The organism is Candidatus Limnocylindrales bacterium (assembly GCA_035626395.1).
Lineage (GTDB): Bacteria > Desulfobacterota > Binatia > UBA1149 > CAITLU01 > DASPNH01.
Window position 1 is genome coordinate 504,889 of record DASPNR010000031.1, and the last position, 16,839, is coordinate 521,727.

At 68.5% G+C, this 16,839-nt stretch carries 16 protein-coding genes; 7 read left to right on the forward strand and 9 right to left on the reverse strand.

Annotated features, from left to right (window positions below; genetic code table 11):
• Nucleotide 1: 1 nt before the first annotated feature.
• The gene (locus VEC57_13725; protein HYC00189.1) at nucleotides 2–865 is read right to left on the reverse strand and encodes a hypothetical protein; all 864 of its coding nucleotides are present in this window, start codon (nucleotides 863–865) and stop codon (nucleotides 2–4) included.
• A gap of 598 nt (nucleotides 866–1,463) precedes the next feature.
• The gene (gene ligA, locus VEC57_13730; GenBank protein ID HYC00190.1) at nucleotides 1,464–3,521 is read right to left on the reverse strand and encodes an NAD-dependent DNA ligase LigA; all 2,058 of its coding nucleotides are present in this window, start codon (nucleotides 3,519–3,521) and stop codon (nucleotides 1,464–1,466) included.
• Nucleotides 3,522–3,688: 167 nt separating this feature from the next.
• Between ligA and VEC57_13735 the strand changes: the two genes are divergently transcribed.
• Nucleotides 3,689–4,000 (forward strand): ComEA family DNA-binding protein, encoded by a 312-nt coding sequence (locus tag VEC57_13735; protein ID HYC00191.1) that lies wholly within the window; start codon nucleotides 3,689–3,691, stop codon nucleotides 3,998–4,000.
• 134 nt (nucleotides 4,001–4,134) lie between these two features.
• Here VEC57_13735 and VEC57_13740 read toward each other — a convergent pair whose 3' ends face one another.
• Nucleotides 4,135–4,533, reverse strand: coding sequence for a response regulator (locus VEC57_13740; protein ID HYC00192.1), 399 nt, complete (start codon nucleotides 4,531–4,533; stop codon nucleotides 4,135–4,137).
• A 229-nt stretch (nucleotides 4,534–4,762) separates the two neighbouring features.
• Here VEC57_13740 and VEC57_13745 point away from each other — a divergent pair, with 229 nt between their 5' ends.
• Complete coding sequence (locus VEC57_13745; protein ID HYC00193.1) at nucleotides 4,763–5,770, forward strand: hypothetical protein; 1,008 nt, start codon at nucleotides 4,763–4,765, stop codon at nucleotides 5,768–5,770.
• A 2-nt stretch (nucleotides 5,771–5,772) separates the two neighbouring features.
• On the opposite strand, the gene VEC57_13750 is transcribed toward VEC57_13745, so the two are convergent.
• A complete protein-coding gene (locus tag VEC57_13750) occupies nucleotides 5,773–6,831 on the reverse strand; it encodes a beta-propeller fold lactonase family protein (GenBank protein ID HYC00194.1) in 1,059 nt (352 codons plus the stop codon).
• Between the two features lie 225 nt (nucleotides 6,832–7,056).
• Between VEC57_13750 and VEC57_13755 the strand changes: the two genes are divergently transcribed.
• On the forward strand, nucleotides 7,057–7,617 hold the full coding sequence (locus VEC57_13755; protein ID HYC00195.1) for a THUMP domain-containing protein: 561 nt from the start codon (nucleotides 7,057–7,059) through the stop codon (nucleotides 7,615–7,617).
• A gap of 102 nt (nucleotides 7,618–7,719) precedes the next feature.
• Here the strand turns inward: VEC57_13755 and VEC57_13760 are convergent, their stop codons facing one another.
• The 5 genes from VEC57_13760 to VEC57_13780 all read right to left on the reverse strand — a co-directional run bounded on the left by VEC57_13760 (nucleotide 7,720) and on the right by VEC57_13780 (nucleotide 13,202).
• A complete protein-coding gene (locus tag VEC57_13760) occupies nucleotides 7,720–8,730 on the reverse strand; it encodes an alcohol dehydrogenase catalytic domain-containing protein (protein HYC00196.1) in 1,011 nt (336 codons plus the stop codon).
• 84 nt (nucleotides 8,731–8,814) lie between these two features.
• Nucleotides 8,815–10,020: an AI-2E family transporter gene (locus VEC57_13765; protein HYC00197.1), complete on the reverse strand. Its 1,206-nt coding sequence runs from the start codon at nucleotides 10,018–10,020 to the stop codon at nucleotides 8,815–8,817.
• 216 nt (nucleotides 10,021–10,236) lie between these two features.
• Nucleotides 10,237–11,472, reverse strand: a complete 1,236-nt coding sequence (locus VEC57_13770; GenBank protein HYC00198.1) for an acyl-CoA dehydrogenase family protein — start codon at nucleotides 11,470–11,472, stop codon at nucleotides 10,237–10,239.
• A 13-nt stretch (nucleotides 11,473–11,485) separates the two neighbouring features.
• On the reverse strand, nucleotides 11,486–12,571 hold the full coding sequence (locus VEC57_13775) for an acyl-CoA dehydrogenase family protein (protein HYC00199.1): 1,086 nt from the start codon (nucleotides 12,569–12,571) through the stop codon (nucleotides 11,486–11,488).
• Nucleotides 12,564–13,202: a TetR/AcrR family transcriptional regulator gene (locus tag VEC57_13780; GenBank protein ID HYC00200.1), complete on the reverse strand. Its 639-nt coding sequence runs from the start codon at nucleotides 13,200–13,202 to the stop codon at nucleotides 12,564–12,566. Before VEC57_13780 ends, VEC57_13775 begins: the two co-directional genes overlap by 8 nt.
• A gap of 175 nt (nucleotides 13,203–13,377) precedes the next feature.
• Between VEC57_13780 and VEC57_13785 the strand changes: the two genes are divergently transcribed.
• From VEC57_13785 to VEC57_13800, 4 genes are all read left to right on the forward strand, one after another.
• Nucleotides 13,378–14,505: a carboxymuconolactone decarboxylase family protein gene (locus tag VEC57_13785; protein HYC00201.1), complete on the forward strand. Its 1,128-nt coding sequence runs from the start codon at nucleotides 13,378–13,380 to the stop codon at nucleotides 14,503–14,505.
• Nucleotides 14,506–14,534: 29 nt separating this feature from the next.
• Nucleotides 14,535–15,668 (forward strand): hypothetical protein, encoded by a 1,134-nt coding sequence (locus tag VEC57_13790; protein ID HYC00202.1) that lies wholly within the window; start codon nucleotides 14,535–14,537, stop codon nucleotides 15,666–15,668.
• Nucleotides 15,658–16,425: a TrmH family RNA methyltransferase gene (locus VEC57_13795; protein ID HYC00203.1), complete on the forward strand. Its 768-nt coding sequence runs from the start codon at nucleotides 15,658–15,660 to the stop codon at nucleotides 16,423–16,425. The genes VEC57_13790 and VEC57_13795 overlap by 11 nt, the downstream gene beginning before the upstream one ends.
• 104 nt (nucleotides 16,426–16,529) lie before the next feature.
• A complete protein-coding gene (locus tag VEC57_13800; protein ID HYC00204.1) occupies nucleotides 16,530–16,829 on the forward strand; it encodes an antibiotic biosynthesis monooxygenase in 300 nt (99 codons plus the stop codon).
• Nucleotides 16,830–16,839: the final 10 nt, after the last annotated feature.

Genomic DNA, 16,839 nt, shown 5'->3' on the forward strand with positions numbered 1-16,839 from the left:
GCTAGAAGAGCGCGGCAGTCAGCTCGGCCAGGAACCGGAAGCGCTGGTCGATGAGCCAGAGCAGATCGTCGTCCTCCGGCGAGATGAACGGCGCCGACTCCAGCGCGAAGCGCTGCGAGTAGACGAGGCGGTTGGTGATGCCCACCAGCACCGGCCGCGATACGTAGATCCAGACGCCGATGAGGCACTCGTGCAGAGGCCGCGCCCAGAGGTGGGCGTAGCGGTCCAGGAAGATGTCGATGGCGTGCTCGAGCCGGCGCGAGAGCTGCATCGGATCGGGCGAAGTCAGGAAGTCCAGGCCGAGGTCGTCGACGCGAGTGATGGCCAGCGCCATGATCGCGCGCGCGCCTTCCTTCTCCGCACATCGATCGGCCAGGCGGCGCTGCGCATCGCGAATGCGCGCGCCGACGTCGCGGGCGCTGGCCTGGATGCGGGTGCAGTCGAACAAGACGCGGCGGCCGCCGACGTTCGCTTCGAACAGACCATCGGGGCCGAAATCGAGTGCGAAGCCCGAAGCATTCAGTCGCGCCGCCAGCGTCAGCTCCAGGCCGAGGTCGCGCGGGTTGTCGGTGGAGTTGCGCGCGTGCTCGTCGGCCTCTTCGCCGGCGCGGCGGATGAGCTCGCGCAGCCGATGCTCGAGCGGCCCGTCGGCGAAGAACACCATTCCCTTGTACAGACGGCGCAGCTCGCTCGCTTCCAGGAGCGACGATGCGAGACGATGCGACACGCGCTCGCGCACGATCTCGGGGAGATTGACGGTCTCGTCGGCGCGGATCAGGTCTTCGAGGTCACGTCTGTACTGCGCAAGCCGCAGGCGATCGAAGGTCAGACCGCAATCGGCCAGCCACGAAACGGCATCGTTCATCGTGTCCAGGAGTTCGCGGAAAGCGCTCTCGCCACCGGAGGGAGCAGCAGGTTTGAGCAGTGCCATGCGTCAGTTCACCCGGGCCAGCGGTTCGCCGGCGACGCGTGCGCCGGAGGTTGTCGATGTCGAGCCGGCGGTGGGTGCGGCGGGGCGGCCGACCTCGCGAATGAGTGTGCATCCGACCTCGCCGGCGGACACAGGTCCGGTGACCGTCTGGATGTGACGAGCGCTGTCCATGCCCCTGCTTGTTCCTGTGTGCGCGGCCAGGCCAGGGCCGTGCACGATGTAAGGCCGAACTCCTTTTTAATTCGGGCCCTCGTCGGTCAATGCCGGACGCGGAAGCCGGCTTCCCCGGCCGGCGGCTCCTCGTTCGACTGCACGCGGACGACCCGGGCCGAGGGAGGGCCGGTGTGACACCAGGCCTCTAGCTCTCGGACCGCCGCGGCTTCGCCCTCGACGATTGCCTCAACACTACCATCCGAGCAATTGCGAACCCAGCCGGCCACTCCGAGCCGCGCCGCTTCCCGCCGCATCGACTCCCGGTACCAGACACCTTGGACGCGGCCATGGATGCGAAGGTGAAGACGCAGCGCCGTGCTCATGCCTTGCCGCCCAGAAGCCGGCTGAGCCCGTCCTCGTCGAGCACGACGACCCCGAGCTCATTGGCTTTCTTGAGCTTGCTGCCCGGATCGGCGCCGGCAATCAGGTAATCGGTCTTGGCGCTGATCGCGGAGGCGACCGTGCCGCCGGCCTGCTGGATTCGCTCCTTGGCCCGGCTGCGCGGTATCGAGAGCGTGCCGGTGATGACGAAGCTCTTGCCGGCCAGTGGGCCCGATGCGGCGGCGGCCACCGGTTGGGGGTGCACCCCGGCCCGATCGAGGTCGGCGATCATGGTCCGATTGGATTCGTCGGCGAAGAACAGCCGTACCGAGGCGGCCATCTCCGGACCGACGGTATCGAGGTTCTCCAGCTCCTCCTGGCTCGCTTCCGCCAGCCCCGCCAGCGATCCGAAGCGGCGCGCCAGCACGCGCGCCGCCGACTCCCCGATGTGCCGGATGCCCAGAGCGTAGATCAGGCGATCGAGCGGCCGCGTGCGGCTCTCGTCGATTCGCTGCACCAGGTTCGTCGCGGACTTCTGGCCCATCCGCTCGAGCTGCATCAGCGTCTGCGCATCGAGCCGGTACAGGTCGGCGAAGCTCTTGACGTGACCGCCCTCGACGAGCTGAGCGATGATCTTTTCGCCGAGACCATCGATGTCCATGGCGCCCTTGCCGGCGAAGTGACGCAGCGAGGACTTCAGCTGCGCGGGGCACTGGCGGTCGCTGCAGCGGAAGGCCGCCTCGCCCTCGATGCGCGCAACGGGCGAGCCGCATGACGGGCACGTCGTCGGCATTTGAAACCTGCGCTCGCTGCCGTTGCGCTTCTCCAGCACCGGGCCGACGACGTACGGAATGACGTCCCCGGCGCGCTCGATGACGACGGTGTCGCCGATGCGGATGTCCTTGCGCTCGATCTCATCCATGTTGTGCAGCGACGCGTTCGAGATCACCACGCCCGCCACCTGCACCGGCTCGAGCTCGGCCACCGGAGTCAGCGAGCCCAGGCGCCCGACCGACGCGAAGATGTTGCGCACGCGGGTCGTTGCCTGCCGGGGCTTGAACTTGAATGCGATGGCCCATCGCGGCGACCGCGACAGCTCGCCCAGCCGCTCCTGCTGCGCGACGTCGTCGACCTTGATCACCACGCCGTCGATCTCGACCTCGAGCGAGTCGCGCTCGGCATCGATCTTTTCGTAGAAGGACATGACCTCGTCGACGCCGCGCGCCTTGCGGATGCGCGGGAACACCAGGAATCCCCAGCGCCCGGCCTCGGCCAGATACATCGAATGCGTCGGCAGCGGCTCGGGCGCCACTGCGCCGTGGCTGTGCACGTAGAAGTCGAGCGGCCGCCGCGCAGTGATCGACGGGTCGAGCTGGCGCAGCGAGCCGGCGGCGAAATTACGCGGGTTGGCGAAGACCGCTTCACCCTGCTCTTCGCGCTTGGCATTGAACCGCACGAAGTCCGCCTTGGCGATCACCACCTCGCCGCGCACCTCGATCTGCGCCGGCAGCGTTCCTTCCTGGCTCGCCTTCATCTTCAGCGGCACGCTGCGCAGCGTGCGCACGTTGGCGGTGATGTCCTCACCGACGCTGCCGTCGCCGCGCGTGGCCGCGCGAACCAGCTCTCCGTTCTCGTAGAGAATGTTCACCGCCACGCCGTCAAGCTTGGGCTCGACGACGTAGATGACCTCGTCGATCCCCAGGCCCTTGCGCACGCGTGCATCGAACTCCTCTACGTCCTCGCGGCCGAAGGCATTGGCGAGCGAGAGCATGGGACGCAGGTGGCGCGACGGCGCGAAGCGTTCCGATGGCGGAGCGCCGGGCCGCTGCGTCGGCGACTGCTCGATGACCAGATCGGGATGCGCGCGTTCGAGCTGCTCCAGCTCGCGCAGGAGCGCGTCGTATTCGGCATCCGAAATGGTGGGCGCGTCCAGCAGATAATAGCGGCGGTTGTGCTCGTCGATCTCCCGCCGCAGCTCTTCGGCACGCGCGCGCTCCGCCGCGCCGGCCGGGCGCGGCGCGCCGCGCGTGGTGGTTCGTTCGCGCTGGACGGCCACGGCGCGCTTCCTAACACGACCCGACGAGCATTCCATCACATCGATGTCGTTGCCCGAGCGCCGCTGCCCGATGCATGGTCGGCCGCGAAATCGCCGGGTCGCTGCGCGCATGCATGAGGCGGCGGGCAGCGGACGGCGGCTTCGACCAAGACAAGGAGGACTCAGGAATGAGCCACGATCACTGGAACAAGATGAAGACGGCTGTGGTGGCGGTGGTGCGGGGAACGGCGGCGGCGGCCGTGCTGGTGACGCTGCTTGCCGGCGGCGCCGCTGCCGCCGATGGCGGCAAGATCAACCTGAACACCGCCAGCGCCGAAGAGCTGGCCACGCTGCCCGGCATCGGTGCGTCCAAGGCTGCCGCCATCGTCGCCGAGCGTGCGAAGAAGCCGTTCGCGTCCGTCTCCGATCTGGAGCGGGTGCGCGGCATCGGTCCGGCAACCGTCGAAGAGCTGACCGGCAAGGTGATGGTCGGGCAGTAGCGAGCGTCGACGCCGTCAGCGCCCGACCTGCTGCGTCGCGTAGCACGTGCTCCCTCCGGCAGGCTCCAGGCCTGCCGGGAAGCTGGCGACGCGACGGGGCATCTCGGGCGCTTTCGGTGCCGGCGTTGCGGGGATCAGGCCAGGATGGCAGCCATCGTTTCGACGAGCTGCGCGGGTCGGAACGGCTTGGCGATGACGGGGCAGCCGAAGTGCTCGGCTTCGTGCTGGCCGGGAATGCTCAGCAGATCGCCGGTGACGACGGCGCTGCGACGCAACAGCGCGGGGTGATGGTCGCGCAGTTGCTGCAACAGCGCACCACCGGTGTCTCCGGCCAGGTTCCAGTCCAGAACGATGGCATCGAAGCTCGCGCGCTGCAGGCATTGGATGGCCTCCGCTGCGCTTGCCGCGCCGGCCACCTTGGCGCCGGCGGCCTCCAGAATGGTCAGCGTCATCGAACGGATGTCGGCGTCGTCTTCGACGACCAGAATGGAGCCGGTGAGTCTGGGCCGGCTGCTACCGTTACCGTTCAGCATGGGGAAAACCGCGACCGGGCGAGGCTGGTCCGGCGACCAATATACGAGGCGCCGCGGCCACTAGCCAGACAGGCGGGGAACTGTCCGCTGTCTGATGCCTCCGCGGCCCGAGGCGATGCACCGGGATTGCGCAGCCTCCTCGACGAGCATACCCAGGGCTGCGGAGACCTTACCCGACATGTCCGAGTCGCCTGGTACGCGGCGGGGCGCCGGCCGGCGCCGACGCCCGGTGTCGCTGTTCGTTCTTGCTGCTGCGCTCTTGGCAGCGCCGGTGCACGGCTTCGCTGCGGCGCAGCATGGCAACGATGCGCCGCAGCCCGAACCGCCGTGGTCCTCTGCCTCGCCTGCGCTCATCCCCTCCTCCTCGGGCGTGACCGACACCGTCGCGCCTCTGGTACAGGCCGATCCTTCGCCGCCGCGCGAGGAAGCTGCCGACCGACCCGCAACCAGCCGCCGCGCACCGCTGGCGCTGGCGCAGCGCGCCGAGCCCGCCGCCGGTGACGATGCTGCCGCGAGCGACGATGGTGCTGCGGGCGCCGGTGCAGCCGAGAGCGACAGTCCTGCCGCGGCCGACGATGCTGGCGCGGGCGACGTTGGAATCGGGGATGCTGTTGACGACGATGCGGCCGCTGCCGAGGAGGCCGAGGCTGGCGGAGAGACCGGACAGGGCGCGGATTCGCCGATCCGCGTTCTGGGCGAAGGCAGCATGGTCCTCTACCTGGTCGACCACTCTCCGCTGTGGTCGATGCACGTCGAGAACGTGCCCGCGGATGTTCTTTTCCGGCTGTGGCGCGGCGCAGGCGGACCGGAGGTGCTGAGCAAGCAGGTGCTCGATCATCCGTTCACGATGTCGGTGCACAAGCTCAGTCCCGAACGCATCGTCGCGCGCGTCCTGGATGGCTTCAACTACACGCTGCAGTACCGCGCCGGACGCCTGGCTTCGGTGCACGTCATCAGCGCGCTTCCCACGCGCGTCTACAAGACTCCGCGTCTGGTCCAGTCGCGTTCCAAATGGACGGAGACCGAGCTGAGTCAGCTCGCGGTCACGCAGGACGCGGCCTCCTCAGGCCCGGGCATTGCCGAGCCCGAAGCCGTCGTCGCACCGCCGTCCGGGCCCGCCGACCAGCCCGTGCCCGCACTGCCGGCCAGGCCTCGCGCCGGTTCCGAAAACAAGGAGCCCGCGGGAGCGGAGGCTGCGCCGCCGAGGCAGCGCATTCCGCACCGTGGCGCTCCGTAGCGTCAGTCGAGCTCGTGCATGGCCAGGTCGGCCGGAAACGAGTCGGCCTCCTGCGGCCGCGTGCTGCTGGACGGGAAGCTGGCCGGCAAGCCGTTCTGGTCGATGATGAAGGCGTCGACCCGGTCCAGACCGGCCTGCGCCGCGTACAGGATGCCGCCGTGCAGCAGCAGCTCGTTCGGATAGGAGGCGGGATCGGCGGCGGTGCGGAACGTTGGCGATTCTTCGGGGAGCATTCCGTTGGCATCGATGTCGTAGACGTCGATGCGCCCCGCGTTGTAGGCCGAGGCGTACAGAAGATCGCCGTTGAGGAGCATCGCCGAGTAGAACTCTTCGGTTGCGGTTCGCGACTGGAAGTCGTCGGGCAGCGTGCCGTCGTTGCGGATGCGGTAGGCGCGGATGCTCTTGTCGGTGCCGGAGGTCACGTACAGGATGCCGTCGCGCACGACGATCTCGTCGGCCAGAGCCACGCGGTCCTGCGGATCGACGTCCTCGGCTGCCGTGGGAACGTCGCCGTCTTCCTCCAGGACGAACACGTCGATGTTGGAGGTGCGGCGGGCGCCCGCGTAGAGGATGCCGTCGGTGAGCTCGAGCGAGACGTAGTTGCCGCGGAAGCTGCCGGTGCCGCTGCCGGTGGGCGTGGTGGGGATGAGGTTGTTCTCATCGAGCCTGTAGGACTCCACGCGCAAGCGTCCGGTTGCAGCGACGTAGAGTACGCCATTCTCCACGATGATCTCGTTCGGCTCGTAGTTGTCGAGGAACTCCGACTCCGCGCTCGGCTCGGCCGGAAGGCTGCCATCCTCCCCGAGTGTGAGCGAGATGATGCGGTCGCCCAGCGCCGCGTGCAGCACGCCATCGGCGATCGCCAGACGGCGCGGGTTTTCGACGAAGATCGTGTCGAACGGATTGGAAGGCAGCAGGCCGTCGACGCCGAGCCGATACGCGTCGATGCGGTCCCCCTGCGCCATCGCCACGTACAACACCAGGTTGCCCGGTGCAGCGCTCGTGGGCGGGCCCGCCGGCAGTTCCGTGGACGTCCCACCGCCGGCACCACAGGCCGACACGCAGCAGAACGCCGCTGCGGCAAGGCACCAGGACACCGAAGCACGCACCGAATGCGCCCGCCGAACCGACACCATCGTGAGAAGCATCCGCGAGGCTTAGCCGGGGAGCCGCCGCCTGTCCAGCCGGCTCCGCAGCGTGCGCACCGGGCTCGCAATCGTGGCGGCCCTGCCTTCTGGCGCCCTCGTGGTCTTTGCCGCGGGACCATGCGCTTCCGATAATGAGCGATGGCGCGAGGTCGCAGCGATGGCGAGGACTGGAACGTCCTGGCCATCTGCAAACAGGGTCTGACGGGTCGGGCGCTGACCGCGCTCGGCCGCCTCGGCCGCTTCCGTACGGCCGGCTATCCACAGGTTCTCATCGGCGTCGTCGAGCAGGGCGGCAACGACGGCGTGCTCGCTGCCATCGCCCCCGCCGCGCATGGCCATGACGACTTCGGCGAGCTGCTCGAGCGCGTCGTGCCGGTGGAGAAGGCCATCCCTTTCGTTCGCGACGACGTCACCGAGGCGCTGTGCGTGGAGCTGGAGCCGCTTGCGTCGCGTCTGTGCAGCCGAACGTTTCACGTGCGTGCGCACCTGCGGGGCCTCAAAGGCCGTCTCGAGCATCCTGCGGTCGAACGCGCGCTGGGCGGCTTCCTCGTCGACCGCGCGCGCGAGGCGGGGGCGACGCCGACGGTGCGCTTCGCCGATCCGGACGTGCTCGTTGCGGTGGAGGTCGTCGGACGGCGTGCGGGCTACGCGTTCCTGACGCGCGAGATGCGAAGCGCGCGCATGATCCGCGCGCGCTGACCGCGCGGCGAGCCGCCACTGGCGGCCGACGCGGCACCTGGCGCCGCTCGACGCCGTTGCATGACGCACGCGGCACGCTCGCGCTCGTGCCAGCGCTCGGATTCAGGGCTGAAGGAGGACCTTGATGGCGCCGCTGCGCTTGTCGGAGGCGGTCTCGAAGGCCTGCTGCACGTCGTCGATGCCGAAGCGGTGTGTGATCAGCGCACGCAACGCATCGGCGCGCGACGCCAGCACGTCGAGCGCCACGGCGAAATCGGCGCCCTCGGGCGGACGGTTGTAGACCATCGATCCGATCAACCGCACTTCCTTCAGCAGCATCACGAACGGATCGAACACCGGCGTGGCATCGAAGAGGCCGACGATGACGACGGTACCGCCGCGCTGCACGGCCATGACGGCGTCGGCGACCGTGGTGGCGGCGCCACCGACGGTCTCGATGGCGAGGTCGGGCTTGTGCGACAGCGAGCGCAGCTCGTCGGGTGCCAGCACCTGGTCGGCGCCGAGCATCTCCGCGATGCGCCGCTGATGCGGATGGCGCGCAGTGATGGCGACGAACTCGGCACCCAGATGACGCGCCGCTGCCAGCGCGAGCAGTCCGATCGTTCCGGCACCGAGCACCAGGACGCGGCTTCCCGCGCGAACGCCGCCCAGACGTGCGGCGTGCACGCTGACCGCAGTGGGCTCGGCCATGGCGCCGAGCTCGAAATCCAGAGAGGAGGGCAGGGCGAACAGCGTGTACGAGGGGACGAGCACGTGCGTGGCCATCCCGCCGGGCTGGCTGACGCCGAACAGCTCGAGCCGGCTGCACAGGTGGTAATCCCCGCTGCGGCACCGCGCGCACTGGCCGCATCGCTGCAGCGGCTCGACCACCACCGCATCGCCCTCGCGAATCGCACCGCCAGCGCCGGGACCGACGGCGTCGACGATTCCGCTCATTTCGTGGCCCGGGCAGACCGTCGGCACTTCACCGTTGCGGCGGAACACGTGCAGGTCGCTTCCGCAGATGCCGCAGCGCTTGACGCGCACCCGCACCTGATTCTCCGACGGCTGCAGGCCGGATGTCTCGACGACGTTCACGCGATGCGGCGCAACGAAGCGCACCTGCCGATCCATGGACGGGATGTCTAGCGAGAGGCCCGCCGCAAGCAAAACCGGCCGGAGCACCAGGCCGCGACGGATCGGCGCGAGCGACGCCGATCAGTCGCCCAGGAACTCGCTCACCGGCCGCAGCGAATCGGAATTGTCGGCGATGATCTTGACCACCACCATCATCGGCACCGCCAGCAGCGCGCCGGGAATTCCCCAGATGAACGCCCAGAACAGCATCCCGACGAAAACCGCCACGTTGTTCAGCTGCAGTCGCTTGCCGAGCACATAGGGCGCGATCCAGTTCGACTCGATGAGGTTCAGCAGCAGGAAGACCGCCGGCGGGATCACGGCGCGACCGAGAGAATCGAATGTCAGGAGCGCAGCCAGCGTGAGCACGATGAGATTGATGACGCCGCCGACGTACGGAAGGAAGTTCAGAACCGCCGCCACCACGCCCCACAGGATCGGGTTCGGCATCTCGCACAGCCACATCGCGATGGCGGTGGCGACGCCGACGCCCAGATTGATGAGCGTGGTGGTGACCATGTAGGTGGACACGTCCGCCTCGATCGACCGCGCGATGTTCACCGCCTTCTTGCGATCGGCGATGTGCGGCAGCACGCGGATGAGCTTGAGCAGGAAGAAATCTCCCGCCGCCAGCAGGAAGTAGGTCAGGAAGGCGACCGTGCCGAGGAACCCGAACATGTCCATGGTTCCGCCGAACACCTGCGAGACGAGGCTCGGCCCCGCCACCTCCACCGTCTGCGGGGCGCTCGATCCGATCGTCGTCGCGCTCTGCACTTCCTCGGCGGCGCGCGTGACTTCCTCGACGGCAGGCCGGATGACGGCCAGCTTCGCTTCGACCTTCGCGAGGCTCTCGGGTGCCCGCTGGATCCACGTCGCCGCAGGGCCGGCCAGGTTGTAGGCCGCCACGCCCGCCGAGCCGATGACCGCGGTGATCACCAATGCCGCCGTCAGCGGCGCCGGCACGCCGAGCTTCTTGGCACGGCGGATGACCGGGCTCAGCAGGAAATCCAGCATCAACGACAGGGCGATCGGCACCAGGAACGCACGTGCGAGGTGGAGGGTGTAGACCGTGGCAAGAAACAGCAGGCCGAAAAGAGCGACGGTGCGGGCGTCGGGAAGCTCGCTGACATGCACCTGTCCGGGCGCGTCCTCCTCCTGCCGAACCTCCTCGTGCGGCACCTGCGGCTGAAGGTCGGAAACATCGCGCTCGTGCTGCTGCGCGTCAGCCTCGCCGGCACCGACATCGGGTGAGTGCAGCTTCAGATTCCCGCCCGAGGACGCCGACATCGCCCATCGAGTATGTCACCGCCCCTCGCGCCTAACCGTATCAGCCCCAACTTTTTCCCCACCTGCGAAGCGCGCGCAGACACGAGCAGCCGCGCAGAGTGCGTCGGATGCGAGGCGCAGGTCCAGGCGTGAGCGGAGGCGGGCATGGGGCCCGCCGGAGCGAGGCCCGAGGACTGCAACGAAGCGGATGACGCGCGGTGCGCGTCCGCCTCCGATTCAGTTCAATTCCGCGCTCGAGTAGCCGAGGATGCTCCGCGCCACGATGAGCTGATTGATCTGCTGGGTGCCCTCGTAGATGTCGGTGATCTTGGCATCGCGCATCCACTTCTCGAGCATCATCTTGCGCGAGTATCCGAGCGGCCCGGCAAGCTCGACGCACTTCTGCGTCACGCGCGTGACCGTCAGACCCGCATTGGCCTTGGCCATTGACGCTTCCTTCGAGTTGCGCTGGCCGTGGTCCATCATCGTGCACGCCTTCCACGTCAGCAGGCGCGCCGCCTGCAGCTGCGCCTCCATGTTCATCACCTCGCGCTCGAGCACGGTCTGCTCGTAAGGGCTGGCCTCGTAGCGGATCGCGATGCCCTGCTCGGTCAGGCATTCCTTGAGCAGGTCGAGCGCCGCGCGCGCCACGCCGATGCCGCTGGCGGCGACGATGGGACGGGTGCTGTCGAACGTCGCCATGACGCCGCCGAAGCCGGCGCGCGAATCCTTCTCGACGATCTCGGGCGTGCCGAGGATGTTGTCGTAGGGGATGCGTGCGTCCTCCAGCGTGATCATCGCGGTGTCGGAGGCGCGAATTCCCATCTTGTCCTCGACCTTGGTGACGGTGACGCCCGGCGTGCCGGCCGGCACGATGAACGACTTGATGGCGGCGCGTCCTTTGGTCTTGTCCAGCGTGGCCCAGACCACGACGAAGCCGTCGGACTTGTCGAGCGCGCGATGGCCGGAGGTGCAGAAGATCTTGGTGCCGTTGAGCACCCACATGTCGCCGTCACGCACGGCCGTCGTCGCCACCTGCTTAGAGTCGGATCCGAAGTGCGGCTCGGTGATGGCCATGGCGGCCCATTTCGGCTTGCCCTCGTAGAAGCTGGCCAGGAACCGCTGCTTCTGCTCGGGCGTGCCGACGGCCTGCACGGCTGCGCCGCCCAGGCCCGGATTCGGGATGGACAGGTACAGGCCCGCATCGCCCCAGGCCAGCTCCTCGATCTGCATGCAGGCGAGCAGCGTGTTCTCGTTGCGCTTCTTCTCGCCCGACTTCTCGGACTTGCCGCCGCCGAGGCTGGTGGCGTCGCGATTCATCTTGCTGGCGTCCCAGACGGTGTTGAAGAAGTCCCACGGATCCGTGTGCTCTTCCTCGTCGTACTTGCGGGCGATGGGCCGCATCATGCCCTCGGCGAGCATGCGTGCCATTGCGATACGGTTCTGGGCGGCGTTGGAGAGGCTGAAGTCCATGTCTGTGCTCCTGTTATACCGAGGCGAGACCTTCGAAGATGCTGAAGCCGCGGCCGTTGCGGACCCACTGTTCGACCGGATGATCGCGAATGAAGCCGTGTCCTCCGAGGACCTGCAGCCCGTTGTCGGTCACCTTCATGACCATGTCAGCGCAATAACGGTGAGCCAGCGCGACCTCCCGTGACGCATCGCCGCTCTGGTCCAGGTTCCAGGCAGCCTCCCAGTTCAGCAGCCGCGCAGCCTCGGTCTCGATGGCCATGTCTGCGAGCATGAAAGCGATCGCCTGCTTCTGCGCGATCTTGACGCCGAAGGCGTCGCGGTCCTTCGCGTAGCCGATGGCATAGTCGAGCGAGGCCTTGGCCACGCCCACCGCCATCGCCGACTGCGCGACGCGCGCGCGACGCAGCATGCCGGTGGCGTCGCCGCCGAGCCTTGCCGAGGCGGGCACGCGACAGCCCGACAGCGTGATCTCGTAGGTCGCCAGCGCGTGCAGCCCGAGGCTCTTCTCGCGCTCGCCGATGGTCAGCCCCGGCGTGCCGGTCGGCACCAGGAACGCGCCGATCCCGTCGCTGGTGGATGCGTAGACCAGGATGTTGGGCGCCTCGGCTGCCAGCGGCACCATGCACTTCTGTCCGTCCAGCACGTAGTCGCCGGCGTCATGCCGCGCGGTCGTCTTCATCGACAGGATGTGGAAGCCCATGCGCGGCTCCATCACCGCCGCCGATCCCGGCACGAAGCGATCGCCGACATACGCCGGCAGGATCTGCTGCTTCTGTTCTTCGCTGCCGAGGCGCAGCACCGCGTCGACGATCAGCCGCGGCGACAGCACGTGCAGCGCGATGGCCAGGTCGCCTTCGGCCAGCCCCTCGGCGACGACCGCCCCGGTGACGGCCGAAGGATCGCTGGACCCGTAGCCGCCGTAGGCCTCCGGGATGCTCCCCTGGATGAACCCGAGCTCCCATGCCGCGTCGACCAGGCTCTGCGGGACCTTGCACGCCTCGTCGGCGTCGCGCGCGGCAGGGCGGATCTGGTCGGCCGCGAACCTGGTCACGGTCTCGCTGATGAGCTGTTGTTCTTCGTCCAGCTCGAAATCAATCACGGTGTTCTCCCTTGTCTTGTGCGTCCCGGTCGGGCCGCAGGTTGTCGAGAAGCTGGTCCACGAAGAGCCCGAGCGTGCGCTCGAGGCTGAAGCGGTCGGGGTCGAGATAGAACTGCGTCTCGGCGCCGATGACCGCGCTGGTGTAGGCGGCGGCGACGACGTCGGCATCGACGTCGCGCCGGAACAGGCCCTGATCCTGTCCCGCTCGAACGATGTTGCGAAGGAAAGCGCGGAAGCGGCGCATCATGCCGCGCATCTGCTCGCGCAGGTGATCGTGCGTGTCGATGGACTCCACCATCAGCTTGATGGCGAAGCGCGGCCGGTCGCCCGAGCGCGCGTGCTCGACACACACGTTGGCGATGCGCCGCAGGCCCTCGGCGCAGTCGACGTCTCCGCACGCGCTCTGCACGCGCGTCTCGAACTCGGCGATGCGATCGAGAACGGCAGCCGCCAGCAGGTCGTCCTTGTCGCGGAAGTGGTAGTAGATCGCGCCCTTGGTGACGCCGGCGTCCTTGGCGATGCGGTCGATGGAGGTGGCGTGGTACCCGTAGCGGGAGAAGCAATCGATGGCCGTCTCGGTCAGGTCTTTGCGGGCCGCCTCGCGTCGCCGTGTTCGCTCCCCGATTTGCATACCGACCGTTTAGTACGCCGGCTGCGGGCGTGTCAACCGCTGTTTACTTGGTGTCAGCGGCCGGGGCACGGAAAAAACGAGAAAGGGTGGGTGTCCGGCGGCGGCCACGCCGGCGGATTCTCGCGTCCCCGCAGTTGACTGCCGGGGCAGGGATGAGGATTCTCGCCCCGCTTCCGTGGCCTACATCCGTCACATCCCACCGTCCCAGGCCGGCGGCCGCCTGGCGCAGGTGTATCGCGAGATTCGCACGGAGGTCCCGCGCGTCCCCAACCTGATGCAGGTCTTCAGCCTGCGTCCCGAGACGATGGAGGGGGTCTACCGGCTCTGGCTGTCTCTGATGTGGAACGGGCGCGTTTCGCGCGGGCTGAAGGAGGCGCTGGCCGTGGCGGTGGCGCAGGCAGCGCGCTGCGACTACTGCGCCGAGGCCCACCTCATCTACATGATCGCCTCGGGCGTCGACCGCGACAAGGCCTGGGACATCGCGGGTCAGGGTGATCTCGCCGCCGACCTTACCGACGCCGAGCGCGAGGCCCTGCGCTTTGCGGTGCGCCTGACGCGCGAGCCGCGCGCGGTCAAGGCCGACGATCGCGCCGCTTTCGCAGCCGCATGGCCAGAGATCGACCAGCGCGTCGAAATCGTGGCAGTCATCGCAGGTTTCAACAGCGTCACCCGCCTCGCCAACGCGCTCGGCGTCGTCTCGGAAATCCCGGGGCCTTTGCGACGCTTCCAGGCCGGCCGCCGCAGCGCCATCGCGTTGCTGGGTAGACTGACGGCGATGAGTCTGGATTTGTCGGAGAAACCCGTGCCGGCCCAGCCGCCCGAGCACAACCGCCCGGCCATGCGCCAGCTCTTCCTGGATCAGCTCGGCTTTGCGGCCTTGCCTCCCGGCTTCGAGCTGATGGAGGCATGCCCGGAAGTCTTCGACGGTCAGCTTCGCACCATTCGAAAGGCCGTAGCCGTCATGCCCCGCGACCGCTGGATGCGCATAGGGCTGGTCGTGGCGCGTCTGACCGGATGCGACTACTTCGCGACCCACTGCGGGGAATGGCTGAGCGCCCGCGGCGAGGCCCCGGCCGACATCATTGCCGCCAGTGAGGGCTCGCCGTGCAGCCTTCCCGACTGCGAACATGCCTGCCTGCGTTTCGCCCGCGACTTCACGCTGCACTCGCACACGCTCGGTGAGGACCGCACGCGCGAGCTACGCCGCCTGGGGCTGTCCGACGGCGCGATTCTCGATCTCGCCTACGTCACGGCGACGTTTCATGGGATGGTTCGCTTGGTTCTCGGCTTGTCGCCGTTTTAAGATCGAAGAGGGCGCGAAGGAGAGTCACCTTGGAATCGCCGCAAATCTCCGGAAAGGTCTTCCGCTTCCTGTCGACGATGCATCCTTCGCTCTCCAAGGCCGAGCGAAAGAAGTACAGCGAATACGATCCGGAGCGCTGGTATCCGTGGACGCCGGACATCGCCAGCGAGTTCACCGACCTCATGCGCCGCTCGCCGCGCGACACGAGCTTCGCGCGCGGCCTGGCCTACACGGCCCAGAAAAGCCTTCCCGAGGATACCAAGCTGACGCCCGGCGATCTCGTGCGCGGGCTGCCGACGCTGCCGGCAGCGTTCACCGACGGCCGCGGCAGCGGATTCGACGTGCAGATCGAAGGTCCGGGGCGTGCGACGGTGTCGTACCGGGGCATGCCCGGCTTCACCAACGCCTGCATCGCCATCGCCGGCGAACTGACCCAGCGCATGCAGGCACTCGGCGCGCGCGGCCTCGAGGTCAAGCACGCCAGCGGCTGCCGCCTCCAGGGAGCCGACGCGTGCAATTTCGAAGTGCGCTGGGCGCCCGATGCCGGCGAAGACGTCGGGCCTGCGGCGGCCGCGCCGCGTGCCGCGCAGGCCGCGCCGCAGCCAGCTGCGGCTTCGCCGGCAGCTGCCGGTTCGCAGGCTGCGCAGCGCTCGGCGCAGGCGGCGGCGCCCGCACGCGAAGCCGCCCCGACCGTCACCGTCGGCAGCCGAACCGAAAGCGCCGTGCGCGAGCCGTCGCGGTCGCAGACTGCGCCATCGCCCGCACGAAGCACCGAAGGCGCTCGCCCCGGCGAAGCGGCTCGCGCCGCCGAGCCTTCGCGTCCGGCGGCGTTTGCCGCTCGCGCCGCCGAGCCTCCGCGCACGGCCTCGCCGGCGGCACCGCCCGCGGCTTCCGCGCGAGCGACTGCCGGCGTGGAGGCCGGCACAGGCGGCAGCGCGCAGGATCTGTTCGAGCAGCTTCGCGTGCGGCTGCTCGAGGCCGAGCAGCAGTCGTCGCGGCACGCCGATCTGGAAAATCGCATCGCCGATCTGGAGGCCGAGCTTGCGGCGGTGCGCGAGCAGGCACGCTCCGAAATCGATCAGGCGCGTGCGGAGGCCGAACAGGCCGCCGACGCGCTCATCGCCCTGAAGCGTCAGATTCGCGCGCTCGTCGGTGACAACTGAGCAGTTCGCGCGCGGCGGCAACAGGCCGCGCGCGCGCGTGGTGCTGCTCGAGCCCAAGCGCGGCGCCAATGTGGGTGCCGTCTGCCGCGCCATCAAGAACATGGGCGCGCACGATCTGTTCATCGTCGGGGGCCGGTACGATCCGGGCGAGGCGCGTCGCACCGCCGTGCACGCCGCCGACGTGTTCGACGCGCGGCACGACGTCGGCTCCTTCGACGCGGCGGTAGCAGGCTGCGCGCTGGTCATCGGGACGACGTCGCGTCGCGACCCTTGGCACATCCCGGTCGAGCCCGTGCGCGAGGTTGCGCGCGCCTGCGCAGAAGCGCTCTCGGCGAGCGAGGATGAAGGCGCCGAGGTTGCCTTCGTCTTCGGTACCGAAGAGCGCGGGCTGTCCAACGCCGAGGCGGCGCGATGCCATCGGCTGGCGTGCGTCCCCACCGCCGGCGAATACGCCTCGCTCAATCTTTCGCAGGCGGCCGTCGTGTGCCTGTACGAATGGATGCTGGCGAGCAGCGGCGGCGACGGGCGCGAGCTTTCCGCTCGCGCTCGCGCGGCCGACGCCGTCTCCGTGTCCGCGGCGCTGGCCGACGTCGAAGACATGCTCACCGAGATCGGTTTCCTCGAGGGCGATCAGGCCCGGCGCGTGATGGCCACCGTCGCTTCGATGCTGACTCGCGGTGGGCTCGACGAGCGCGAGGTCCGCATCCTTCGTGGTATCGTGCGACAGGTGCGCTGGTACTCACGGCAATGTCGCTGATGTTGCATGCGGCTGCGGCGGCGCCTAAGGTCGAGCGTCGCAGCGGCCGTCGCGACTCGCGCAGCGCACGATGCGTCGAGGGAGCGGCCGTTGCCGGAGGTCGCATGCTGGTCGTGGTAGCCAAGATCAAGGCCAAGGCCGACGCCGCCGACGAGGTCGCCAGGCTGTTCGAGAGCTACGTTGCCTGGGTCAAGGACAACGAGGCCTCCACCATCACCTACAGCTGCAACCGCTCCCGCAAGGATCCGACCGAGTTCCTCTTCTTCGAGCGCTACTCCGACGAAGCCGCCATGCATGCCCACTCCTCTTCCTCCCGCTTCGCGGAGATGGTCGGAGGACTGGCCGGCAAGCTCGACGGCACCATGGACGTGGTGATGTTCGACGAGGTGGCGGCTAAATTCTGAACGTGCCTGA

Excerpts from the sequence above, each read along its gene's own strand:
- VEC57_13755 (HYC00195.1), top strand. The coding sequence starts at position 7,057 with ATGGCGCGAGGTCGCAGCGATGGCGAGGACTGGAACGTCCTGGCCATC.
- VEC57_13800 (HYC00204.1), top strand. The coding sequence starts at position 16,530 with ATGCTGGTCGTGGTAGCCAAGATCAAGGCCAAGGCCGACGCCGCCGAC.
- VEC57_13780 (HYC00200.1), bottom strand. The coding sequence starts at position 13,202 with ATGCAAATCGGGGAGCGAACACGGCGACGCGAGGCGGCCCGCAAAGAC.
- VEC57_13760 (HYC00196.1), bottom strand. The coding sequence starts at position 8,730 with ATGGATCGGCAGGTGCGCTTCGTTGCGCCGCATCGCGTGAACGTCGTC.
- VEC57_13735 (HYC00191.1), top strand. The coding sequence starts at position 3,689 with ATGAGCCACGATCACTGGAACAAGATGAAGACGGCTGTGGTGGCGGTG.
- VEC57_13725 (HYC00189.1), bottom strand. The coding sequence starts at position 865 with ATGAACGATGCCGTTTCGTGGCTGGCCGATTGCGGTCTGACCTTCGAT.
- VEC57_13765 (HYC00197.1), bottom strand. The coding sequence starts at position 10,020 with ATGTCGGCGTCCTCGGGCGGGAATCTGAAGCTGCACTCACCCGATGTC.
- VEC57_13740 (HYC00192.1), bottom strand. The coding sequence starts at position 4,533 with ATGCTGAACGGTAACGGTAGCAGCCGGCCCAGACTCACCGGCTCCATT.
- VEC57_13770 (HYC00198.1), bottom strand. The coding sequence starts at position 11,472 with ATGGACTTCAGCCTCTCCAACGCCGCCCAGAACCGTATCGCAATGGCA.